19 protein-coding genes are annotated in these 20,370 nt (G+C 73.2%); 7 read left to right on the top strand and 12 right to left on the bottom strand.

What is annotated here, in order from left to right; genetic code table 11:
• Genes ACSBPG_RS16930 through ACSBPG_RS16920 form a run of 3 tightly spaced genes read right to left on the bottom strand, consistent with a single transcriptional unit; the run spans position 1 to position 5,023 of the window.
• Positions 1-2,388 carry a response regulator gene (locus ACSBPG_RS16930; RefSeq protein WP_435538369.1) on the bottom strand — a complete coding sequence of 796 codons (2,388 nt, stop codon included), beginning with the start codon at positions 2,386-2,388 and terminating at the stop codon, positions 1-3.
• On the bottom strand, positions 2,385-2,966 hold the full coding sequence (locus ACSBPG_RS16925) for a YfiR family protein (RefSeq protein WP_435538368.1): 582 nt from the start codon (positions 2,964-2,966) through the stop codon (positions 2,385-2,387). The genes ACSBPG_RS16930 and ACSBPG_RS16925 overlap by 4 nt, the downstream gene beginning before the upstream one ends.
• Before the next feature lie 20 nt (positions 2,967-2,986).
• On the bottom strand, positions 2,987-5,023 hold the full coding sequence (locus ACSBPG_RS16920) for a TonB-dependent receptor plug domain-containing protein (protein WP_435538367.1): 2,037 nt from the start codon (positions 5,021-5,023) through the stop codon (positions 2,987-2,989).
• Positions 5,024-5,177: 154 nt separating this feature from the next.
• Here ACSBPG_RS16920 and ACSBPG_RS16915 point away from each other — a divergent pair, with 154 nt between their 5' ends.
• Positions 5,178-5,978, top strand: coding sequence for a cytochrome c oxidase assembly protein (locus tag ACSBPG_RS16915; RefSeq protein ID WP_435538366.1), 801 nt, complete (start codon positions 5,178-5,180; stop codon positions 5,976-5,978).
• Positions 5,979-6,023: 45 nt separating this feature from the next.
• Here the strand turns inward: ACSBPG_RS16915 and ACSBPG_RS16910 are convergent, their stop codons facing one another.
• Positions 6,024-6,407, bottom strand: coding sequence for a DUF1636 domain-containing protein (locus ACSBPG_RS16910; RefSeq protein ID WP_435538365.1), 384 nt, complete (start codon positions 6,405-6,407; stop codon positions 6,024-6,026).
• 165 nt (positions 6,408-6,572) lie between these two features.
• Here ACSBPG_RS16910 and ACSBPG_RS16905 point away from each other — a divergent pair, with 165 nt between their 5' ends.
• From ACSBPG_RS16905 to ACSBPG_RS16880, 6 genes are all read left to right on the top strand, one after another.
• Complete coding sequence (locus ACSBPG_RS16905; protein ID WP_435538364.1) at positions 6,573-8,165, top strand: alpha-amylase family glycosyl hydrolase; 1,593 nt, start codon at positions 6,573-6,575, stop codon at positions 8,163-8,165.
• Positions 8,166-8,271: 106 nt separating this feature from the next.
• The gene (locus tag ACSBPG_RS16900) at positions 8,272-8,517 is read left to right on the top strand and encodes a hypothetical protein (protein WP_435538363.1); all 246 of its coding nucleotides are present in this window, start codon (positions 8,272-8,274) and stop codon (positions 8,515-8,517) included.
• Complete coding sequence (locus tag ACSBPG_RS16895; protein ID WP_435538362.1) at positions 8,514-9,263, top strand: PRC-barrel domain-containing protein; 750 nt, start codon at positions 8,514-8,516, stop codon at positions 9,261-9,263. The genes ACSBPG_RS16900 and ACSBPG_RS16895 overlap by 4 nt, the downstream gene beginning before the upstream one ends.
• Before the next feature lie 129 nt (positions 9,264-9,392).
• Positions 9,393-10,895, top strand: coding sequence for a glutamate--tRNA ligase (gene gltX, locus ACSBPG_RS16890; protein WP_435538361.1), 1,503 nt, complete (start codon positions 9,393-9,395; stop codon positions 10,893-10,895).
• A 185-nt stretch (positions 10,896-11,080) separates the two neighbouring features.
• Positions 11,081-11,974 carry an RNA polymerase factor sigma-32 gene (locus ACSBPG_RS16885; RefSeq protein WP_435538360.1) on the top strand — a complete coding sequence of 298 codons (894 nt, stop codon included), beginning with the start codon at positions 11,081-11,083 and terminating at the stop codon, positions 11,972-11,974.
• Positions 11,975-12,151: 177 nt separating this feature from the next.
• A complete protein-coding gene (locus ACSBPG_RS16880; RefSeq protein WP_435538359.1) occupies positions 12,152-13,657 on the top strand; it encodes a class I SAM-dependent methyltransferase in 1,506 nt (501 codons plus the stop codon).
• Between the two features lie 22 nt (positions 13,658-13,679).
• Here ACSBPG_RS16880 and ACSBPG_RS16875 read toward each other — a convergent pair whose 3' ends face one another.
• Genes ACSBPG_RS16875 through coxB form a run of 8 tightly spaced genes read right to left on the bottom strand, consistent with a single transcriptional unit; the run spans position 13,680 to position 19,980 of the window.
• Entirely contained in the window at positions 13,680-14,129 is a 450-nt protein-coding gene (locus ACSBPG_RS16875; protein WP_435538358.1) for a c-type cytochrome, read from the bottom strand.
• Complete coding sequence (locus ACSBPG_RS16870) at positions 14,126-14,674, bottom strand: c-type cytochrome (RefSeq protein ID WP_435538357.1); 549 nt, start codon at positions 14,672-14,674, stop codon at positions 14,126-14,128. The genes ACSBPG_RS16875 and ACSBPG_RS16870 overlap by 4 nt, the downstream gene beginning before the upstream one ends.
• Before the next feature lies 1 nt (position 14,675).
• Positions 14,676-15,101 carry a c-type cytochrome gene (locus tag ACSBPG_RS16865; RefSeq protein ID WP_435538356.1) on the bottom strand — a complete coding sequence of 142 codons (426 nt, stop codon included), beginning with the start codon at positions 15,099-15,101 and terminating at the stop codon, positions 14,676-14,678.
• 8 nt (positions 15,102-15,109) lie between these two features.
• Positions 15,110-16,048, bottom strand: a complete 939-nt coding sequence (locus ACSBPG_RS16860) for a cytochrome c oxidase assembly protein (RefSeq protein WP_435538355.1) — start codon at positions 16,046-16,048, stop codon at positions 15,110-15,112.
• The gene (locus ACSBPG_RS16855; RefSeq protein ID WP_435538354.1) at positions 16,036-16,410 is read right to left on the bottom strand and encodes a hypothetical protein; all 375 of its coding nucleotides are present in this window, start codon (positions 16,408-16,410) and stop codon (positions 16,036-16,038) included. Before ACSBPG_RS16855 ends, ACSBPG_RS16860 begins: the two co-directional genes overlap by 13 nt.
• A gap of 17 nt (positions 16,411-16,427) precedes the next feature.
• The gene (locus ACSBPG_RS16850; protein ID WP_435538353.1) at positions 16,428-17,039 is read right to left on the bottom strand and encodes a cytochrome c oxidase subunit 3; all 612 of its coding nucleotides are present in this window, start codon (positions 17,037-17,039) and stop codon (positions 16,428-16,430) included.
• 3 nt (positions 17,040-17,042) lie between these two features.
• The gene (gene ctaD, locus ACSBPG_RS16845) at positions 17,043-18,965 is read right to left on the bottom strand and encodes a cytochrome c oxidase subunit I (protein WP_435538352.1); all 1,923 of its coding nucleotides are present in this window, start codon (positions 18,963-18,965) and stop codon (positions 17,043-17,045) included.
• Between the two features lie 7 nt (positions 18,966-18,972).
• Positions 18,973-19,980 (bottom strand): cytochrome c oxidase subunit II, encoded by a 1,008-nt coding sequence (gene coxB, locus ACSBPG_RS16840; RefSeq protein ID WP_435538351.1) that lies wholly within the window; start codon positions 19,978-19,980, stop codon positions 18,973-18,975.
• Positions 19,981-20,370 lie beyond the last annotated feature (390 nt).

The following is a 20,370-nucleotide window of genomic DNA, read 5'->3' as shown; positions in this document are numbered from 1 at the left end:
TCAGGGCGCCGGCCGGTCGCCGGGAAGGTGCGCCGCCAGCAGACGGCGGATCGCCTCGCCGGTGACCGGCTTGCCCAGGTGATCGTCCATGCCGGCGGCCAGGCAGGCGTCGCGGTCCTCGGTCAGCACGTTGGCCGTCAGGGCGACGATCCGCTGCCGCCGGCCGGACGGGCGCCCCGCCTCCAGGGCGCGGATTCGCCGGGTCGCCTCGTAGCCGTCCATCCCCGGCATCTGGCAGTCCATCAGGACCAGGTCGTAGTCGGCTGCCGCCCAGGCGGCAACCGCCTCCTCGCCGGTCGTCGCGGTGTCGACCGTGCAGCCGAGCCGCCGCAGGAGCGCACGGGTGACCTCGGCGTTGATGAGGTTGTCCTCCACCAGCAGGACGCGGCCGGCGAAGCGGGCCGGCCCGTCGGCCGGCGGCGGCGGCGCGGCCACGGCACCGGCCGGCCCGGGGCCGAGCAGGCCGGCCAGCGCGTCGAACAGGTGCGCCCGGCGCACCGGTTTCTGCAGGCGGCGCGCGAACAGCCCGTCGCCGTCCGCCGTCCGCGCCGAATCCACCGAGGTGAGCAGCACCAGGGGCAGGGCGGCCGTCCGCGGCCGCGCCTTGAGGGCGCGGGCCAGGGCGGTGCCGTCCATGCCGGGCATCACCTGGTCGAGGATCGCCAGGTCGTATCCCGGCGCCTCCGGGGCCGCGCCGTCGAGCAGGGCGAGCGCCTGCGCGCCGTCCGCCGCGCCGTCGACGGCGGCGCCGCGGTCGGCCAGGGTGCGGACCAGGATCTCGCGGTTGGCGGCGTTGTCGTCGACCACCAGGACGCGCACCCCGGCAAGGCGCACGGCGCCGTCCGCCGCGGCCTCCCCGTGATCGCCCTTGGCGAGGCGGACGCGCAGGCGGAAGGTCGAGCCGACGCCCGGCTCGCTGTCCACCTCCAGCCCGCCGCCCATCATCCGGGCGAGGTCGCGGGCGATGGTCAGCCCCAGCCCGGTGCCGCCGTAGCGCCGCGTCGTCGACCCGTCGGCCTGGGCGAACGCTTCGAAGATGTGCTCGCGGACCGCGGCGGGGATGCCGATGCCGGTGTCGCGCACGGCGACGGCGAGGGTGACCGTCCCCGCGTCCTCGCCGGCCAGGGCCGCGGAGACGACGACCTCCCCGCGCTCGGTGAACTTGATGGCGTTGGCCACGAGATTGAGGAGGATCTGCCGCAGGCGGTTGGCATCGCCAACCACCGCCGCCGGCACGTCCGGGCCGATCAGGCAGGCCAGCTCGATGCCCTTGGCGCGGGCCCGCGGGGCGAAGCCGTCGGACAGGTCCTCGATCAGCGCGTGCAGGTCGAAGGGCAGGGCCTCCAGCTCCAGCTTTCCCGCCTCGATCTTGGACAGGTCGAGGACGCTGTTGATCAGGCCGAGCAGCGTCACCGCCGAGGTCCGGGCGGTCTCGGCGAAGTGGCGCTGGTGGGGATCGAGGCCGGTGTCGAGCAGCAGTTCCAGCATGCCGAGCGTGCCGTTCATCGGCGTGCGGATCTCGTGGCTCATGTTGGCGAGGAACTGCGATTTGGCCCGGCTCGCCGTTTCCGCCGCCTCCTTGGCCAGGCGCAGGTCGGCCACCGTCTTCTCCAGGTCGGCGGTGCGCGCGGCCACCTCGATCTCCAGGTTGGCGCGGTGGTGGGCGAGCGCGCGGTCGCGCTGGTCGATCTGCTCCAGCATGCCGTTGAAGCCGTCGATCAGCAGGCCGAGCTCGTCGTTGCCGGTGCGCGGCACCCGCACGGAATAATCGCTGCCCGCGGCGATGCGGGTCATCGCCCCCTGGAGCCGGCGGATGGGCTCGGAGATCAGCCGCTGCAGGAGGAGCGAGAGCGCCGCCGTGGCCGCCAGGCCGAGCGCGGCGACCGCCGCGGTGCGCAGGATGTGCCGGCGCAGGCGGTCGGTCAGCCGGCCGACGTCGGCGGCGATGCCGACCCGTCCGACAACCTCGCCCTCGAGGGCGACCGGCAGGGTCACCACCAGGGTCTCGCCGTCCCCGGCCGCGCCGTCCGGCGCCGTGGCCGCCGCGCCGTGCGGCGCCGTGGCAGCCGCGCCGTCCGGCGGATAGGTCGCCAGCGTGCGGCCGTCGCGGTCGACCACCCAGCCGGCCCGGACGTGGGTCTGCGCCTGCAGGGCCGACAGGGTGTCGGCGGCGGCGACCGCGTCGGCGAAGGCGAGGGGCGCCACCAGGTTGCTCGCCATCACCCGGGCGAGGCTGTCCAGCTCCTCGACCGCCTGCCGGCGCAGGGCCGCCATGACGTCGACCGCCAGCGCGGCGGCGGTGCCGAGAATGCCGACGCCGCACACCAGCAGCATGATGGCGATCAGCTTCCGGGCGATGGGAAGGTCACGGAACATCCGGGCGATCATGGTGCCCTCTCAACGATGCGCGCCAATCGTAGAACTTGCGAGCTGAGCGTGATCGAGCTTCCCTCCAGCGCCGCCAGATTGACCTCGAAACGCACGCGGCCGTCGTCCAGGACGAGGTTGATGGCGCCGCCGTGCCGCACGAAGTCGTCGCTGTCGCCGATGGTCAGCACCGGCCGGCCCCGCAGGGTCGGCACGACGTCGGCGAACCGCTCCACGGCGGGGCGGGCGACGAAGAGGATGTGGCAGGCGCCGGCCTCGGCCAGGGTCGCCTCGCGCACCGCCAGGCGGCGCTCGCCGACCGGCTTGCCCTCCAGCGTCGCCAGCACCGGGCCGAAGGGATTGCCGCCGCTCACGCACAGGACGAGCGGCGCGTCGGGGCCGGCGAAGGCCCCCGGCGGCCACGTCGCGAACTTGGCGAAGTTGTAGACGAACGCCGCCTTGACCTCGTACTCCGCCGCCCCGTCCACCTCCGCCGCCGCCGTTCCCGGCACCAGGCCGAGCATCGCGCCCATGGTGCTCCAGGCGACGGTGCGCAGGAGACGCTGACCGAACGCTCGGGTCGCGGAGGGCGTGGTCATGATGGCGCGCCTGCCGCCGCTCAGAAGCGCCGGGTCAGTCTGGCGTAGAGCGCGCTCTCCACCCGGCTGGGGGTCTGGTCGACGGTCAACGCGGTCGTCTCCAGACGATCGGCGCCGATCAGGTTCTGGCCGACCAGCGCCAGCTCCCACCCCTCGGTCGGCCGCCACGCCACGCGGACGTCGAGCCCGACATAGCCGTCCAGGTCGCCGGTGCGGAGCCGGTCGACGGCGCGCACGGCGACGTCGAGCTGCAGGTCGTGCGCCAGGTCGTGGGACGAGCGCAGCACGAGCTGGTGCAGCGGGCTGCCCCCCTCCGTCGCCTCGGCCGCGGCGGCACCGCCCGGGTCCTCGGCCGTCAGGTCCATGCGCAGCGCGCTGTACGCGCCACGCAGGCGCCAGCCCGGGCGCACCTCCCATTCCGCCGCGACCTCGACCCCGTACGTCTCGCCGTGCATGGCGTTCGACGCCGTCACCGGCAACAGCAGGTACGGAACCGCTCCGCCGCCCGCGACCGGGGGCTCGGCGGCGAAGACGCGCAGGTCGTCGTAGACGTTGTAGAACGCGGCGACGTCGACGGACAGCGACGGCGCCGGCCGCACCCGGTAGCCCGCCTCGTAGGCCACCACCGTCTCGGATTCCAGGTCGCTGTCCCCCATCAGCGACACCGCCAGCGGCGGCCCGAACGGCGTCGGCACCACCTGCTGGATGCCGGTGAAGTCGCGCTCGGCGCGCGACGGCGTGCGCACGGCCCGCGACACCGCCGCCCACACCACCTGCTCGCGGTCCGGTGTCCAGGCCGCCCGCACGGTCGGCTGCACCGCCAGGCCGGCGTAGTCGGTGTGTTCGAGCTTGCTGCCCGCCGTCAGGGTCAGCGTGTCGGGAACCAGCGTGACGGTGTCCTGGACGAACACGCTGAACCGGGGCTCGGCGCGCACCGCCGGGTCGGACTCGATCAGCCCCTCGCCGATGCGGCTGCGGTACCAGCGCGCGCCGAGGCCCCACACCACGTCGTGGCGCTCGCCCAGCGCGAAGCGGTGCTCGGCCTCGATGTCGGCGGTCTCCTCCAGGAAGCTCCCCAGCACGCTGTCGTACTTGTTGTTCTGGTAGTAGGCCTGGACGGCGAGGTGGGAGACGTCCGACAGGGTGCGCCGCCAGTGGGCGCGGACGTTGGCGGTGCTCTCCCGGGCATCGGCCGACACCGCGCGCGACCAGGGCGGGGAGAACAGCGGCGCGAAGGCGGTGTCCTCGGTGCGGCCGGCGAACAGGTCGCCCTGCAGGGTGAGGCGGTCGCGCGCGGTGAGGTCGAGGTCGGCGCGGAAGCCGGTGCGCCGCAGCCGGCTGTCGTCCTCCTCCGAACCCGGCGCGGCGGTGCCGCCGGAGTCGCGGGCGGTGGCCTCGCCGTAGAACCGGACATGGCCGAGCCCGCCCAGCCGGCCGCCGTAGCGCACGCCGAACGAGCCGCGCTCCTCGGTCCCGGCGGTCGCCGTCACCAGCCCGCCCTGCGTCCGCTCGGCCGGCTTGGTGACGATGTTGATGACGCCGTTGACGGCGTTGGCGCCCCACAGCGAGGCGCCGGGCCCGCGCACCACCTCGATGCGGTCGACGTCCTCCAGGAACGTGCCCTCGCGCTCCCACAGGATGCCCGAGAACAGCGGCGTGTAGGCGCTGACCCCGTCGACCAGCACCAGCAGCTTGTTGGCGTCCCGCCCGCTGAAGCCGCGCGCCGTGACGAACCACTTGTTGGAGCCGACGCGCGACACCTGGACACCGGGCACCAGGCGCAGCGCCTCGGGGATGCTGGTGGCGCCGGACCGGCGGATCTCGTCGCCGGTCAGCACGAACACCGCCGCCGCCGCGTCGCCCAGGCGTTGCGGCCGCTTCGCCGCCGAGGTGACGGTCACCTCGATCGACATCAGCTCCTCGAGGCTGAGGGCGGTCAGGTCGGTGGCGCCATGGTCGGTGGAGGCCAGGGCGCCGGCGGCGCCCAGGAGCACGCAGGGACCGGCCAGTCCGCCGAGCCCCCTCTCCACGATCCGCCGCATCGCGAATCCCCGCACGGAGCCCCCTCCGATTCCGGCTATGACTCGATTCGCCTCAAATCTATAACTTCCGAAGGTGGAAGGGAACCGCCGCACGCGGCGGAGGCGCGGCGAGGGAACCGCGGCGCCGCCTCCGCCGTTGGGCGGAGGAGATGCCGCGTGGGAGCATGCCATGGCCGTCGGATCCCTGCCGCCCTTCGTTCCCTACTGCGGCGCTCCTCCCGTTCCGCAGACGCTGCTGGGCGCCTGGAACGGCGACCCCGTCCTGCTCGGTCTCTTCGCGGCGTCGGCGGCCGCCTACGTCCTGCTGTGGCGGCGCCACGGCGACGCCTTCGCCCCCCATCAGCCGCTGTGCTTCGCCGCGGCGTGGGCGGTCCTCTTCGCCGCTTTCGTGTCGCCGCTGTGCAACCTGACGTCCGCCCTGTTCTCGGTGCGCGTCGCGCAGCACCTCCTCACCATCCAGGTCGCGGCGCCCCTGCTCGTCGCGGCATGGCCGCGCGCCGTGCTGCGCTGGCCGGGGTGGGCACGGGCGCTGGCGGGACCGCTGGCCGTTCCCGAGATCGCCTGGGCGTCGTTCGGCATCTTTCTCTGGATCTGGCATCTGCCCGGGCCCTACATGACCGCGTTGCGGTACGACGCGGTGCTCTGGGCGATGCACGGCACCCTTCTCGTTTCGGCCGTCGCCGCGTGGCGGAGCGTGCTCGCGCCGGGGGAACCGGCCATGCGGGGGCTGCTCGCCGCGTTCGGCACCTCGGTCCACCTGACCCTGCTCGCCGCGCTGCTGATCTTCGCTCCCGCCCCCCTGTTCAGCTACCACCTGACCACGACGCTGGCGTGGGGGCTCACGCCGCTGCAGGACCAGCAGCTCGGCGGACTGGTCATGGGCGTGATCGGCGCGGCGGCCTATGTGGCGCTCGCCCTCTTCGCCACGGTGCGCTGGCTCATCAGCCTCGAGCGGACGCATCCCGGTTGATCCGTCGGCCAAGCCGGCGCCGCGCGGCCGGCGCGGCGCCGCCGCTCAGCGGGCGCCGTCCAGCGGCGGCACGCGGGCGACGAACCGGCCCTTGACCCCGTCCGGCCACTGGCGGAACGGGACCACGCCGTCGGCGGAGGCGCCGTACGCTTCGGCGTAGGCGACGAGCGTCCGCGCGGTCGCCGGCGTCGGCGCCAGGTCGCCGAGGACGTAGGCCATCTTGCCCGCCGCCCGCAGGTGGACGGCGCAGGGCCGGCGGCAGCTCATCAGGCAGCGCATGGTCGACAGACGGATGTCGGCCGGGTCCGCGCGCCCGGCGAGCGCGGCGCGCAAGGCGTCGGCGAGGACCGCGCCCGCGGTCGGGCCGTCCGGCCCCTCCTGGACGGCGTCGGGGTGGCGGCAGGTTTCACAGACGATGATCTCGGTCACGGCGACGGATCTCCGGGTGGTGGGCGGACGTGCGATGCCGACCCCGCGGGACGGCGGGGCGGCGCGCAGGCCGGTGCGAAGACTGCGGGAGCCGGCGGAACAGCCGGGCGGCGGCGCTGTTGGCCTCGCCATCGGCACCGGAAGAGACGTTGCGGAGGGCCCTCCATGAGCGATCCCGTGTGGTGGAAGCGCGGCACCGTGTACCAGGTCTACCCCCGGTCGTTCCAGGACAGCGACGGCGACGGCGTGGGCGACCTCGCCGGCATCCGCCAGCGTCTCGACCATCTGCAGTGGCTGGGCGTCGACGCCGTGTGGATCTCGCCGATCTACCCGTCGCCGATGGCGGACTTCGGCTACGACGTCGCCGACTACACCGGCATCCACCCGATGTTCGGCGACCTCGCCGCCTTCGACGCGCTGGTGGCCGACGTCCACCGCCGCGGCATGCACCTGATCCTCGACTTCGTGCCCAACCACAGCTCCGACGAGCACCCCTGGTTCAAGGAATCCCGCTCGTCGCGCGACAACCCCAAGCGCGACTGGTACATCTGGCGCGACCCCGCCGCCGACGGCGGCCCGCCCACCAACTGGCTGTCGGAGTTCGGCGGCAGCGCCTGGACCTTCGACGAGCGCACCGGCCAGTACTACTACCACGCCTTCCTCGACCGCCAGCCCGACCTGAACTGGCGCAACCCCGAGGTCGTGGCGGCCATGCACGACGTCCTGCGCTTCTGGATGGAGCGCGGCGTCGACGGCTTCCGGGTCGACGTGATCTGGCACATGATCAAGGACGACCGCTTCCGCGACAACCCGCCCAACCCCGGCTACCAGCCGGGCGACGCGCCCAACCGCGCGGTGATCCCGCGCTACACCGCCGACCGCCCGGAGGTCCACGACGTCGTCGAGGGTCTGCGCGCGGTGATCGACGAGTACCCCGACCGCCTCATCATCGGCGAGATCTACCTGCCCGTCGATCGGCTGGTCGCCTACTACGGCCGCGACCTCAAGGGCGTGCACCTGCCCTTCAACTTCCAGCTCCTGCAGGCGGAGTGGCACGCCCGCCCGCTGGCCGAGCTGATCGTCGAGTACGAGCGCTCGCTGCCCGAGGGCGGCTGGCCCAACTGGGTGCTGGGCAACCACGACAAGCCGCGCATCGCCACCCGGGTGGGGCGCGCCCAGGCGCGCGTCGCCGCCATGCTGCTGCTGACCCTGCGCGGCACGCCGACGCTCTATTACGGCGACGAGATCGGCCTGTGCGACGTCCCCATCCCGCCGGAGCGGGTGCAGGACCCCTTCGAGAAGAACGTGCCGGGGCTCGGCCTCGGCCGCGACCCGCAGCGCACGCCGATGCAGTGGGACGACGGCCCCGGCGCCGGCTTCACCACCGGCGAGCCGTGGCTGCCGCTGACCGACGACCGCGCGCGCTGCAACGTCGCCTGCCAGCGGGCCGATCCGGACTCCCTGCTCAACCTCTACCGCCGGCTGATCGCCCTGCGGCGGACCGAGCCGGTGCTCAACGTCGGCGACACCGCCATGGTGGAAGCGCGCGGCGACATCCTCGCCTACCGCCGCCGCCACGGCGACCGCCACCTCCTGGTGGCGCTCAACCTCGGCGCGGCGGCGCAGCGCATCGACCTGCCCGACGGCTTCCGGCGCGGCCGCGTCGTGCTCTCCACCGACCGCCGCCGCGAGGGCGCCGAGGAGGACGGGGAACTGCACCTCGACCCCGGCGAGGGGGCGATCGTCGAGCCGGCGTGAGGCGGACCGGCCGCCCTCGTCATGCGACGTCGCATGACGAGGGCGGCCGCGACCATTCCCGCCCCCGGCCTGTTGATGGGGTGGAGCGAACAGCGAGGCAACCGCATTGGCCGAACCGGACCGCCGCGCCCATCCCGCCGCGCCCGCGCCGATCCCGGCGGAGAAGGCCCGCGGCGCGCGCATCGCGCTGACCACCCCGGCCCGCCGGGCGATCTTCATCGCCGGCCTGGTCGGCTTCGTCGTGCTGGCGCTGCTGGGCTGGGCCGTGGCGGCGCCGGCCGGCCCCGAGGCCGTTCCCGAGACCGTTCCAGACGGCGGCGGGCCGCCGCCGTACGTCAGGAGTCCGCGATGATCCAGAGCCTGCAGATCCTGCGCGACCATGCGATCCGCGCCAGCGACGGCGCCCTCGGCGGCGTCTCCGACCTTTACGTCGACGACGCGTCCTGGGCGGTGCGCTACCTCGTGGTCGACACCGGCACCTGGCTGCCCGGCCGCAAGGTCCTGATCGCCGCATCGGCGCTGGGCCGGCCGGACGCGGGGCGGCGCGAGGTCCCGGTCGCCCTGACCCGTGCCCAGGTCAAGGACAGCCCGGACATCGACACGGACAAGCCGGTCGGCCGCCAGCACGAGATCGACCTCGCCCGGTTCTACGGCTGGGCGCCCTACTGGGAGACGGCGCCGGTGCTCGGGCCGTTCCCGCCGGCGGTCGAGCCGGCCTTCCCGGCGCCGCCGGTCCCGCCCGGCGATGGCCCGCCGGCGGGCGATCCGCACCTGCGCAGCGGCCGCGAGATCATCGGCTACGCCATCGGCGCCGAGGACGGCGACCTCGGCCGGGTCGACGATCTCCTGGTCGACGACGCCGACTGGCGGGTGCGCTACCTCCGGGTCGACACCGGCGGCTGGCTGTCGGGGCGCAAGGTGGTGCTGTCGACCGACTGGATCGACGCCATCGACTGGGCCGCCCGGACGGTGGGCGTCGGCCTGACGCGCGGCCAGGTCGAGGCCGCGCCGGCGTACGACGCGGTGTCCGGCGTCGACCGCGCGTACGAGGAGACCCTCCATCGTTCCTACGCCAGGACGCCCTACTGGGGCCTGTGACGGCCCTACTGGGGCCTGTGACGGCCGTCCGGGGCCGCCGCGGACGCCGGGATCCCCGGAATTGAACGGCCGGGGGCCTTGTGGCATGCTGCCGCCCCTTCGTTCACCCCCCATCGACTGTTGGCCGTTATGACCGTCCGCACCCGCGTCGCCCCGTCGCCGACCGGCGATCCCCACGTCGGCACCGCCTACATGGCGCTGATGAACTACTGCTTCGCCAAGAGCCAGGGCGGCCAGTTCCTGCTGCGCATCGAGGACACCGACCGGGTGCGCTCCACCGCCGCGTCGGAGCGCATGATCCTCGACGCCCTGCGCTGGTTCGGCGTGACGTGGGACGAGGGACCCGACGTCGGCGGCCCGCACGGCCCCTACCGCCAGAGCGAGCGCAGCGCCATCTACCGCGAGCACTGCGACCATCTGCTGGAGCAGGGCCACGCCTTCCGCTGCTTCTGCACGCCCGAGCGCCTGGAGACCATGCGCCGCGCCCAGCGCGCCCAGGGCCAGCGGCAGATGTACGACGGGCGCTGCCTGAACCTGTCGCAGGAGGAGATCGCCGACAAGCTCGCCGCCGGCGTCCCCCACGTCGTGCGCATGAAGGTGCCGAAGAGCGGTGCGTGCACCGTGCACGACATGAAGCGCGGACCCATCGAGATCGAGTGGTCGACGGTCGACATGCAGGTGCTGATGAAGTCGGACGGCCTGCCGACCTACCACCTCGCCAACGTGGTCGACGATCACCTCATGGGCATCACCCACGTGCTGCGCGGCGAGGAGTGGCTGCCGTCGGCGCCCAAGCACGTGCTGCTCTACCAGTATTTCGGCTGGGAGATGCCGAAGCTGTGCCACATGCCGCTCCTGCGCAACCCCGACAAGACCAAGCTCAGCAAGCGGCGCAACCCCACCAGCATCCTCTACTACCAGCGCGCCGGCTACCTGCCGGAGGCGCTCGTCAACCTGCTCGGCCTGATGGCGCTGTCGGTGCCCGAGGGCGACGAGATCCGCTCGCTCGACGAGATCGTCGCCCAGTTCGACGTCGACAACATCTCGTTGGGCGGCCCGGTCTTCGACATCCCCAAGCTCAACTGGCTGAACGGCCGCTACATCCGCGAGAGGCTGACGCTCGACCAGTTCATGGCCAAGGTGGCGGAGTGGGCGGTCAACCCCGCCTACATGCGCCCCATCGCCGACATGGCGCAGACCCGCATCGAGAAGTTCTCCGACCTCGGCCGGCTGGTGTCGTTCTTCTTCGCCGGCAGCGTCGACTACGCGCCGGAGGCGCTGGCCGCCGGCAAGATCAAGGGCGACGACCTGCGCCGCATGCTGCAGATGACCCTGTGGCGCTTCGACACGCTGCCGGAGTGGGAGGCGCCGGCCATCGAGGCCGCCATGCGGGCGCTGTGCGACGGGATGGGCTTCAAGTTCCGCGACTTCATCAAGCCCTTCTACGTCGCCGTCAGCGGCAGCGCGCAGTCGGTCCCGGTCATCCAGTCCATGGAGCTGCTGGGCCGCGACCTGACCCGCGAGCGGCTGCGCCAGGCGCTGACCCGGCTGGGCGGCGTCAGCAACGCCGAGCTGGAGGCGTGGAAGAGCGCCGAGCCGGCCGAGGCGGCCGACGGCGCCGACGCGGGCTGACCCGCGGTCTCGTTCCGTTCCGCCGGCATCTTGATTTGCCGGCGGAAATCCCCATATCGGTGGTCGTTCCCGACCCTGCCCACCATCCGGGCCGCATCCATGGCCGCTGGCGGACGGCGCTCCCGAGGAGGCCGTCGGCCGGCGTTGTTGCCGTCGCACGCCGGGAACCGAAGGGGGAGACTGTTTTGACGCATCCGACCGCCACCGACGATACGCTGAACCTGTACCTCAAGGACGCCCGCCGCTACGCCTACCTCACCGCCGAGGAGGAACGCGATCTGGCGGCGCGCTGGCATCACGGCCGCGACGCCAAGGCGCTCGACCGCCTGGTCGGCTCGCACCTGCGCCTGGCCTTCAAGATCGCCAAGGGTTTCCAGGGCTACGGCCTGCCGCTGGCCGACCTGGTTGCGGAGGCCAACCTCGGCCTGATGACGGCGGCGCAGAAGTTCGATTCCGACAAGGGGTTCCGCTTCGCCACCTACGCCACCTGGTGGATCCGCGCCTCGGTGCAGGAGTACGTGCTGCACAACTGGTCGCTGGTGAAGATCGGCACCACGGCGGCGCAGAAGAAGCTGTTCTTCAGCCTGCGCCGGCTCAAGGCCGAGCTGCGCGAGCTCGACAACGGCGACCTCACGCCGGAGGCCGTCGCCACCATCGCCACCGAGCTGGACGTGCCGGAGGCGGAGGTGGTGTCGATGAACCGCCGCCTCGGCAACGATCGCTCGCTCAACGTCGCCCTGTCCGCGGACTCCGAGATGGAGTGGCAGGACCTGCTGGCCGACGAGGAGCAGAACCAGGAGCGCACCCTGGCGGACGCCGAGGAGCGCAGCCAGCGCCTGGACTTCCTGAAGCTGGGCCTGAACGCGCTGGACGACCGCGAGCGGCAGATCCTGGTGGCCCGCCGCCTGCGCGACGAGCCGGAGACCCTGGAGGAGCTGAGCCAGAAGCTGAAGGTCTCGCGCGAGCGGGTGCGCCAGCTCGAGGTGCGCGCCTTCGAGAAGGTCCGCAAGGCGGTGGCCGCCCTGGCCCGCGCCCGCGAGAACGGCCTGCCGCTGCTGGGATCGCCCCTGCCTGCCTGACGACGCCCATTGCCGAAAAACCGCGGCATCCTGCTGGAGCAAGATCGCTTTTGGCCGGATCGGCCAAAAGCGATCTTGCTCTGAACATTTGAATTTAGAGCGGGATCACTCCAGGTGATTCCACCTGGAGTGATCCCGCTCTAGGATGCCGCGGCTTTCTCCTGCCCGGGTGTCGCCATGGATTGGTCCGCCGGTTACGTCGTCGATACCCTGTGCTCGCCCGGCTTCTACCGCGAGATGGCGCCGTCCTACACCGGTTTCGCCGCCCTGCTGGCCGGCGTGGCGCCGCCGTGGCAGGACGGCGGGCCGGCGACGGCCCTGGAGCTCGGCTGCGGCCTCGGCTTCGGCACCGCCGTGCTGGCCGCCGCCAACCCCGACGGCGCCTGGACCGGCGTCGACTTCAACCCAGACCACGTCGCCGCCGCCGAGGCGTTCCGCGACGCCGCGGGGCTCGGCAACCTCGCCTACGCCGACGCCGGCTTCGCCGAGTACCGGCCGCCGCCGGGGGTGCAGTACGCGGCACTGCACGGCGTCTATTCCTGGATCGGCACCGCGGACGCCGGACACCTCCGGGCCATCCTGCGGGCCGGCCTGGCGGTGGGCGGGCTGGCCTACGTCTCCTACAACTGCCAGCCCGGCTGGGCGGCCGCCGCCCCGCTGCGCCGCCTGTTCGCCGAGCACGCCCGGCGCGGCGCCGGCAGCGCCGGCGAGCGGGCGGCGGCGGCGGTCGCGTTCGCCCGCACGCTCGCCGATGCCGACGCCGGCTACTTCGCCGCCAACCCCGGCCTGCGGGCGCGCCTGGAGACCATCGCCGGCCAGGACCCGCGCTACCTCGCCCACGAATACCTGAACGCCGCCTGGCGGCCGCTCTTCCACGCCGACGTGGCGGCGGAGCTGGCCGAGGCGAAGCTCTCCTTCGTCGCCTCCGCCGACCCCGCCGAGGCCTTCCCCGCGCTGTCCCTGCCGCCGCCGCTCGCCGCCCTGGTCGCCGCCCAGCCCGACCGGGTGATGGCCGAGACGGTGCGCGACGTGGCGCTCAACCGCCAGTTCCGCCGCGACCTGTTCGCCCGCGGCCGCCGCCCGCTCACCGCCGCCGAGCGCACCGAGCGGCTGCTGGCGACCGGCCTGGCGACCCTGGTCTATCCCGACGACCTGCGCCTGCCGGCCCACGAGGCGGCCGGCGCGGTCCGTGCCCGCGCCGTGGTGGAGCGGCTGTGGCGCGACGGCCCGCAGCCCCTGTCGGCGCTGCTCGACCGGGCGGACGGGCTGGAGGCGCTGCTGCCGGCGGTGGCGCTGCTGGTCCAGGGCGGGCAGATCCACCCGGTGGCGCGGCCGGTCGACGAGGCGGCCCGCGCCGTCGCCCGCCGCTTCAACGGCGCGGTGTGCGACGCCACCCGGCGCGGCCGCGAGCTGGGCGTCTTCGCCGCCCCGGCGATCGGCAGCGGCGTCCCGGCCGGCCCGCTGGAGCAGGCGGTCTACCGCGCCTTGGTCGATCATCCCGACGCCGGCGAGGGCGCCCTCGCCGACGCCGTCCTCGACGAGCTGGAGCGCAGCGGCCGGCCGCTGCTGCGCGACGGCCGTCCCATCGCCGACCTGGCGGACCGCCGCGACGAGCTGCGCGGCCGCCTGCGCCTGCACCGCGACCGCCGCCGGCCGGTCTGGCGGACGCTCGGCGTGCTGTGACCGCCCGGGGCGTTCGGACGACTCACTCCCGCGCGTAGAGATAGGCGGCCATGGCGCGGGCGTGCTCGGGCTTGACGCCCATGTCGGGCATGGCGGTCAGCGGGTCCACCTCCTGGGGCGCCTGCACCCAGCGCAGGAAGTTGTCGATGGTGTTGGGCAGGACGCCGGCGATGTAGCGCCGCCCGGCGAAGCCCTCCAGCGGCGGGCCGGTGCGCGGCGTCGGGCCGACCACGCCGGGGACGGTGTGGCAGGTGATGCAGGCGTACTGGCGCAGGGCCTCCGCCCCCTCCCGCGGGTCGCCGAGGTCGCGCGGCACGTCGAAGGTGTCGACGTTGGGGGCGTGCAGGCTCCACGCCTCGACGTCCGTCGGCGCCACCGCCGGCGCCGCCGCAGGCTCTTGGGCCGCCCGCGGCTGGTCGCAGGCCGCCAGCAGGGCGAGCGCGGCGAGGGACGCGGCGACGCGCGGCGTCATGATCCACCTCCCTCGGCGACGTGGCCGTCGCCGGCGTTCAGGGCCCGGTACTCGGCCGGCGTCATCCGCGCCAGGCTCTCCACGAAGGCGGTCACCGCCCACAGCTCCGGGTCCGCCATCCGGTACTTCCAGGCGGGCATGCCCGACATCTTGATGCCGTGCTTGACGGCCCAGTAGATCTCCGCCGGCGTGCGGTCGCGGGCGGTCTGCATGAGCGGCGGCGGCAAGGGGTTCATGCCCATGGCGAAGGGCTCCGGGGCGACGCCCGGCCCGCCGTGGCACTTCTGGCAATGCTCGCGGTACTCCCGGGCGCCGGAGGCCAGGTGCTCCGGCGTGGCGAAATCGTCGGGCACGGCGACGCCGGCGGCGTGGGTCTCCACCGAATGGGTGAGCGCGGTGTCCAGCGCCCAGTAGGTGATGGCCCAGTGCTGGGAGACCGCCGAGATGTTGTAGATGCCGGAATGGATGAAGGCGACGGCGCCGCCCGCACCCAGCACGCCCAGCGCCACCAGCGTGGCGGCGACGGTGAGGAGGGTCCGCTTCACGTCACGATCCTCCGACGCTGTAGAGATAGCCGGCGATGGCGCGCGCCTCCCCGTCGGTGACGGCGAGATCGGGCATGGCGGTGCGCGGGTCGATGGCGACGGGGTCGCGGATCCACGCCTCCAGGTTCTCCGGCAGGTTGGGCAGCACCCCGCCGACGTAGACCTGGCGCGCCATGGCGGTCAGCGGCGGCCCGACCTGGCCGTTGGCGCCGGCCACCCCGGGAATGACGTGGCAGGTGCCGCAGCCGTGGCGGCGGAAGGCGGCCTGGGCGCGCTCCTCCGCGTCGCCGCTGCGGGCGATGGCGATGGCCTCGGCGACCGGCCGCGGCAACCCGGCGGCGGGCCGGCCGCCGTCGCAGCCGGCCGGCGCGGCGCCGGCCAGCAGCAGCAGCGCCAGCCCGCCGGCGATGCGTGTCGTCTCCCTCATGCCCCTCCTCAACGCCCGGCTCCCGGATTGCTCTCGCGCCGACGGGCGCGCAAATCCATGTCGTTCAGCAGGCCGGCGACCAGCGCCAGCCCGCCCACCACGTAGGACAGGCCCGCCGGCACCCACATGATGAGGCCGCCGAGCTGCTGGTCCTCGAGCGCCGTCAGCCCCCAGGCCGGGGCGGTGGCGGCGTAGACCGGGTACCAGGCCGACGCCGAGAAGGTCAGCAGCGCGCCCAGCAGGCTGCCGTGCACCGCCGTGCCGAAGAGGTAGAACACTCCCGTCCCCTGGCTGCCGCCGCGCCGCCGGCGGTCGAGCACGCCGGCCCAGAAGGCCAGCGCCGCGCCGAAGAAGCTGGCGTGCTGCACCGTGTGGACGAGGTCGTCGACGACGGAGGCCTGGAACAGCATCGGCGCGTGCCAGCCCCACAGCACCACCGCCTGCACCCAGAAGGCGACGGCGGGCCGGCACAGCCGGCGCACCAGCGCCGCCAGGCCGATCGCCGACACCGCCCCGGCGGCCCCGCCGCGCCAGCCGGCCGGCAGGCCCCACACCATCACCGGCAGCGGCCGCCCGAGCACCAGGAGCGGTGCCGCCACCGTCATCAGCAGCTCGTGCTGCACCATGTGCGCGGCGAACAGCGCGTCGCCCATGGGGTCGACCGGCGAGCACAGGGCGACGAAGGCGGTCAGCCAGCCCAGCGAGAAGCACCAGGCCTCGCGGACGCGCCCCGCGACGTCGGCCGACGTGGCGCGGCGCAGCCGCCGCCAGCCCACGGCGTAGAGCACCCACGACAGCAGCAGCGGCACCAGCGCCCAGGGATCGGCGCCCCACTGCCACAGCCAGTCGGAATGGGGGTGCGGCGGCACGCCGCCGACGGCGTGGGCGGCCGCCGGTCCGCCGCCCACCAGCGGCGCGAGGGCGAGCAGGGGGATCAGCGGGCGCATGCGCCGACCACCAGGGTGGGAATGGATTCGACGACGATGGCGACCAGCGACAGGGCCCCCAGCGCGAGCCCGGCCGCCGCCAGGAAGCGGGCGCGCTTGTAGGCGCGCTCGCCCATCGCCGGGCGGGCGGCGGCGGCGCGGCGGCGGTTCCGCCAGCCGACCAGCAGTCCGGCCGCCGCCACGACGAGGGTGCCGGCGGTGATCAGGTGCAGGACGAGCCGGTGGCCGTCCTGGCAGATCCACGGCACCAGCCCGTAGCTGAGTGACTCGTGGACCGCCCAGGCGAGCGGCCCGAGGAACCAGCCCGCCCACAGCAGCGGGGCCGACGGCGGGGCGGGGTGGGGGCGTGCGGTCGGCGGCATCGCGTCTCTCCCTCCCCCTACAACAGCCGCGGCGACCAATAGAGGACGAGGTAGAACGGGATCCACACCGAGCAGACGAAGTACCAGTAGAGGGTGTCGACGATGACGGCGAGCTGGCGCTCCTTGGTGAAGTAGCCCATGGCCGCCAGCACGGCGATGGCGGCGCTGCCGACGATGGCCGAGGCGACGTGGGTGAAGTGGAAGCCGGTGATCGCCCAGACGATGGAGGCGTAGGCGTGCTCGTCCCAGCGGTAGGGGAAGCGCGCCATCTCCAGCCCGCGCAGGACCAGCACCAGGCAGTGCAGCAGGACACTCAGCGACACGCCCCACACCAGGACGCGCTGGTTGCCGCGGTTGATGCCCCAGCTCGCCCACCACATGGTGACCATGCTGGCCAGCAGCAGCCCGACGTTGACCGACGCCCACAACAACGGCGGCGGCTCCACGCCCGGCGGCGGCCAGTGCGCGGCGTTGACCCGCAGATAGAAGTAGCTGGCGATGAAGGCGGTCACCACCGACAGCTCGATGGCGATCAGGCCGAGCACGCCCCACCACAGCGGGTGCCGGCTGCCGGCGAACCGGCTGAGGCCGGCGACGTCGACGACGGGGGTGATGCGGACGTCCGCCATGGTTCAGTCCTCCCGCCAGGGACGGCGCGGCCAGAACCACGCCAGGAACGAGAAGAAGGCGAGGAAGAAGGCGACCACGAAGAAGATCGGGTCGGCGAGGATGCCGATGAAGCCGAGCGACGCCGCCACCGCCGAGAGGAAGGGGTAGGGGGTCGGGCCGGGCAGCACGTCGACCGACTGCGGCTCGGCGTCCAGCGCCGTGGTCACCAGCATCTCGCGGCGGTCGGAGCGCAGCCCGGTGACCACCGGGCGCTCGCCGCTGGCCCGCTCGTCCCACAGCGGCCAGCGGCTGCGCACCACCGGGATGTGGCGGTGGTTGTAGGGCGGCGGCGGCGAGGACGTCGCCCATTCCAGGGTGTCGGCGTCCCAGGGATTGTCGCCGGCCGGCGCGCCGTGGCGAAGGCTCCACACCGCGTTGAGCGCCGTCGTCAGGAAGCCCGCTGCCAGGACGAACGCCCCCACGGTGGCCAGCCGGTTCAGGTCGCCCCAGCCCATCCCGTCCAGGTACAGGTAGACGCGCCGCGGCATGCCCTCCAGGCCGAGCTGATGCATGGGGAAGAAGGTCAGGTTGAAGCCGACGAAGGCGAGCGCCACGCTCCAGCGCCCCAGCCGCTCGCTCATCAGCCGGCCGGTCATCTTCGGGTACCAGTAGTAGAAGCCGCCGACCGCCGGGAAGACGGCGCCGCCGATCAGCACGTAATGGAAGTGGGCGACCAGGAAATAGGTGTCGTGGACCTGGCGGTCGAAGGGGATGGAGGCGACCATCACGCCGGTGAGCCCGCCGGCCACGAACACGGCGAAGAAGCACAAGACCCACAGGAGCGGCGTCCTGAAGCGCAGCTTGGCTCCCCACAGCGACATCAGCCAGCAGAACACCTGGATGCCGCTGGGGATGGCGATCATGGCGCTGGCCGCCATGAAGAAGCTCATGCCGAGCTGCGGCAGGCCGGTGGTGAACATGTGGTGCACCCACAGGCCGAAGCTGACGAAGCCGTTGGCCACCAGCGCCACCACCAGCGCCGTGTAGCCGAAGATCGGCCGCTGCGTGAAGGTGGCGATGATGGTCGAGATCATGCCCAACGCCGGCACCAGGATGATGTAGACTTCGGGATGGCCGAAGAACCAGAACAGGTGCTGCCACAGCAGCGGCTGGCCGCCGTAGTCGGGCTGGAAGAAGCGGGTGTCGATGAGCTGGTCGAGGATCAGCAGGGTGCTCGACACGATGATCGACGGCATGGCGAACAGGATCATGAAGGCGGTGACCAGCACCGCCCAGACGAACAGCGGCATGCGGTTCAGCGACATGCCCGGCGCGCGCAGCTTCAGGGTGGTGACGATCAGCTCGACCGCCGCGGTCAGGGCCGAGACCTCGACGAAGGTGATCATGGTCGTCCAGATGCCGGCCCCCAGGCCCGGCGAGTAGAGCTCGTTGGCCAGCGGCACGTAGCTGAACCAGCCCACCGCCGGGGCGACGCCGAGGAACAGGGAGCCCACGAAGATCGTCGAGCCGATGAGATAGACGTAGTAGCCGAAGGCGTTGAGGCGCGGGAACGCCATGTCGCGCGCGCCGATCATCAGCGGCACGATGTAGATCGCGAAGCCCTCCATCACGGGAATCGCGAACAGGAACATCATGGTCGTGCCGTGCACGGTCATGAGCTGGTTGTAGAGGTTGGGGCCGACCAGGTCGTTCTCCGGCTGCGCCAACTGCAGGCGCATCACCAGCGCCATGGCGCCGGCGAGCAGGAAGAAGACGAAGGCGGTGACGATGAAGCGCCGGCCGATGATCCGTTGGTTCACCGGCATGAACCAGCCGAGCAGGCCGCCGGGCGAGCCCCAGGTGCGGGCCAGCCGCTCGGTCTCGGCGTCGTAGGCGGCGGGGGCGGCGGCGGCGCCCGTGGCGGTGGCGGGTTCGTTCAGGGGCATGGGCGTCTCACCGCAGGCTCTCGAGCCAGGCGACCAGCGCGTGCAGGTCGGCCGGCTGCAGCGCGAAACCGGGCATCAGGCTGCCCGGCTTGACGTGCTGGGGATCGGAGATCCAGCCGCCGAGGTTGCCGCGGCTGTTGGGAAGGGTCGCGGCCGCCAGCGTGCGGCGCGAGGCGAGGTGGGTCAGGTCGGGGCCGCGCTCGCCGGCGGCGGCGGTGCCGCGCACGGTGTGGCAGCGGCCGCAGCCGGCCGTGCCGAAGGTCTCGGCGCCGCGGGCCAGCAGCAGTTCCGCCGGCGGCGTCGCCGGGCGGGCCTGCGCTGCGAGCCAGGCGGCGAAGTCCGCCTCCGGCTCGGCCACGACGACGAAGCCCATCAGCGCGTGCTGCACGCCGCAGAACTCGGCGCACTGGCCGCGGTAGACCCCGGGCTCGCCGGCCACCAGCCGGGTCTCGTTGGTCAGCCCCGGGATGAGGTCAGTCTTGCCCTGCAGGTTGGGCACCCAGAAGCTGTGGATCACGTTGTCGGAGATGAGCCGGATGCGCACCGGCCGGCCCACGGGGATGTGGATCTCGTTGGCGGTGACGACCGGCTCACCGCCGGGGCCGTCGGGGTAGCGAACCTCCCACCACCAGCGCTCGCCGCGCACCTCCACCACGAGGGCGTCGGCGTCGCGGGGCAGGGTGGTGGCCCGGCCGATCAGCACGCCCGAGACGGTCAGGGCGAAGATGGCGGCCAGCGGGGCGACGATGCCGCCGAGGACGACGACGGCCGTGCGCCCGCGCTCGCCGATCGGCCGGGCGCGGCGGCGCAGCCCGGCCGCCAGGACGGCGAGGACGGCCGCCAGCACGACGGCGGCGACGGCGAACATCCACCAGCCGAGATCCGCCACCATGGCGGCGTCGGGCCCCTTCGGATCGAGGGCGGACTGTTGTCCGGAACAGCCGGGCAGGGCGGCCGCAAACAGCGTTGCGGCCACCGCACGCAGGGTTGTGCGACGGTCCAAGCGCACGGACATGGGACTCCAGGGCGTGTGGGCTTCCGGCGGATGGCTGTCTTGTCAACGGGAAGGGGCGCGGAGCGTTCCTGGAAACGTGGCCGCGGCGCCCACCCGACCCTCCGCCACTCCGCGTGGCGCGCGGATCGACACAGTCAGGCGCATTTCGCCCGAGGTGCGGATCGGGCGAGAGAAAAAGCCCCTCTCCCCTGGCGGGCTAGCAGATTCATACCCCCGAGCCGAACCCACGAGTGCCCCCACCCTGACCCTCCCCCGCTTCGCAGGGGAGGGAGGGGACCACGGCGGAGCCGTGGGGAGGGTGGGGGCGAGGTATCGCAGGACGAGCCGGCGCCCCCGTTTTGCACAGCCAGGGGTTCGGCGCTGCTGCGAAACCGAGCCCCCACCCGGCGT

Source organism: Azospirillum sp. ST 5-10 (assembly GCF_051225715.1).
Taxonomy (GTDB): domain Bacteria; phylum Pseudomonadota; class Alphaproteobacteria; order Azospirillales; family Azospirillaceae; genus Azospirillum.
Note: the sequence above shows the minus strand (reverse complement) of the source record. Positions and strands in the feature narration are given on the sequence as shown.

What these genes read in the sequence shown, in the direction of transcription:
- ACSBPG_RS16930 (WP_435538369.1), bottom strand. Translation starts at nt 2,388, where the DNA reads ATGATCGCCCGGATGTTCCGTGACCTTCCCATCGCCCGGAAGCTGATC.
- ACSBPG_RS16925 (WP_435538368.1), bottom strand. Translation starts at nt 2,966, where the DNA reads ATGACCACGCCCTCCGCGACCCGAGCGTTCGGTCAGCGTCTCCTGCGC.
- ACSBPG_RS16915 (WP_435538366.1), top strand. Translation starts at nt 5,178, where the DNA reads ATGGCCGTCGGATCCCTGCCGCCCTTCGTTCCCTACTGCGGCGCTCCT.
- ACSBPG_RS16905 (WP_435538364.1), top strand. Translation starts at nt 6,573, where the DNA reads ATGAGCGATCCCGTGTGGTGGAAGCGCGGCACCGTGTACCAGGTCTAC.
- ACSBPG_RS16895 (WP_435538362.1), top strand. Translation starts at nt 8,514, where the DNA reads ATGATCCAGAGCCTGCAGATCCTGCGCGACCATGCGATCCGCGCCAGC.
- gltX (WP_435538361.1), top strand. Translation starts at nt 9,393, where the DNA reads ATGACCGTCCGCACCCGCGTCGCCCCGTCGCCGACCGGCGATCCCCAC.
- ACSBPG_RS16880 (WP_435538359.1), top strand. Translation starts at nt 12,152, where the DNA reads ATGGATTGGTCCGCCGGTTACGTCGTCGATACCCTGTGCTCGCCCGGC.
- ACSBPG_RS16875 (WP_435538358.1), bottom strand. Translation starts at nt 14,129, where the DNA reads ATGACGCCGCGCGTCGCCGCGTCCCTCGCCGCGCTCGCCCTGCTGGCG.
- ACSBPG_RS16865 (WP_435538356.1), bottom strand. Translation starts at nt 15,101, where the DNA reads ATGAGGGAGACGACACGCATCGCCGGCGGGCTGGCGCTGCTGCTGCTG.
- ACSBPG_RS16860 (WP_435538355.1), bottom strand. Translation starts at nt 16,048, where the DNA reads ATGCGCCCGCTGATCCCCCTGCTCGCCCTCGCGCCGCTGGTGGGCGGC.
- ACSBPG_RS16855 (WP_435538354.1), bottom strand. Translation starts at nt 16,410, where the DNA reads ATGCCGCCGACCGCACGCCCCCACCCCGCCCCGCCGTCGGCCCCGCTG.
- ACSBPG_RS16850 (WP_435538353.1), bottom strand. Translation starts at nt 17,039, where the DNA reads ATGGCGGACGTCCGCATCACCCCCGTCGTCGACGTCGCCGGCCTCAGC.
- ctaD (WP_435538352.1), bottom strand. Translation starts at nt 18,965, where the DNA reads ATGCCCCTGAACGAACCCGCCACCGCCACGGGCGCCGCCGCCGCCCCC.
- coxB (WP_435538351.1), bottom strand. Translation starts at nt 19,980, where the DNA reads ATGTCCGTGCGCTTGGACCGTCGCACAACCCTGCGTGCGGTGGCCGCA.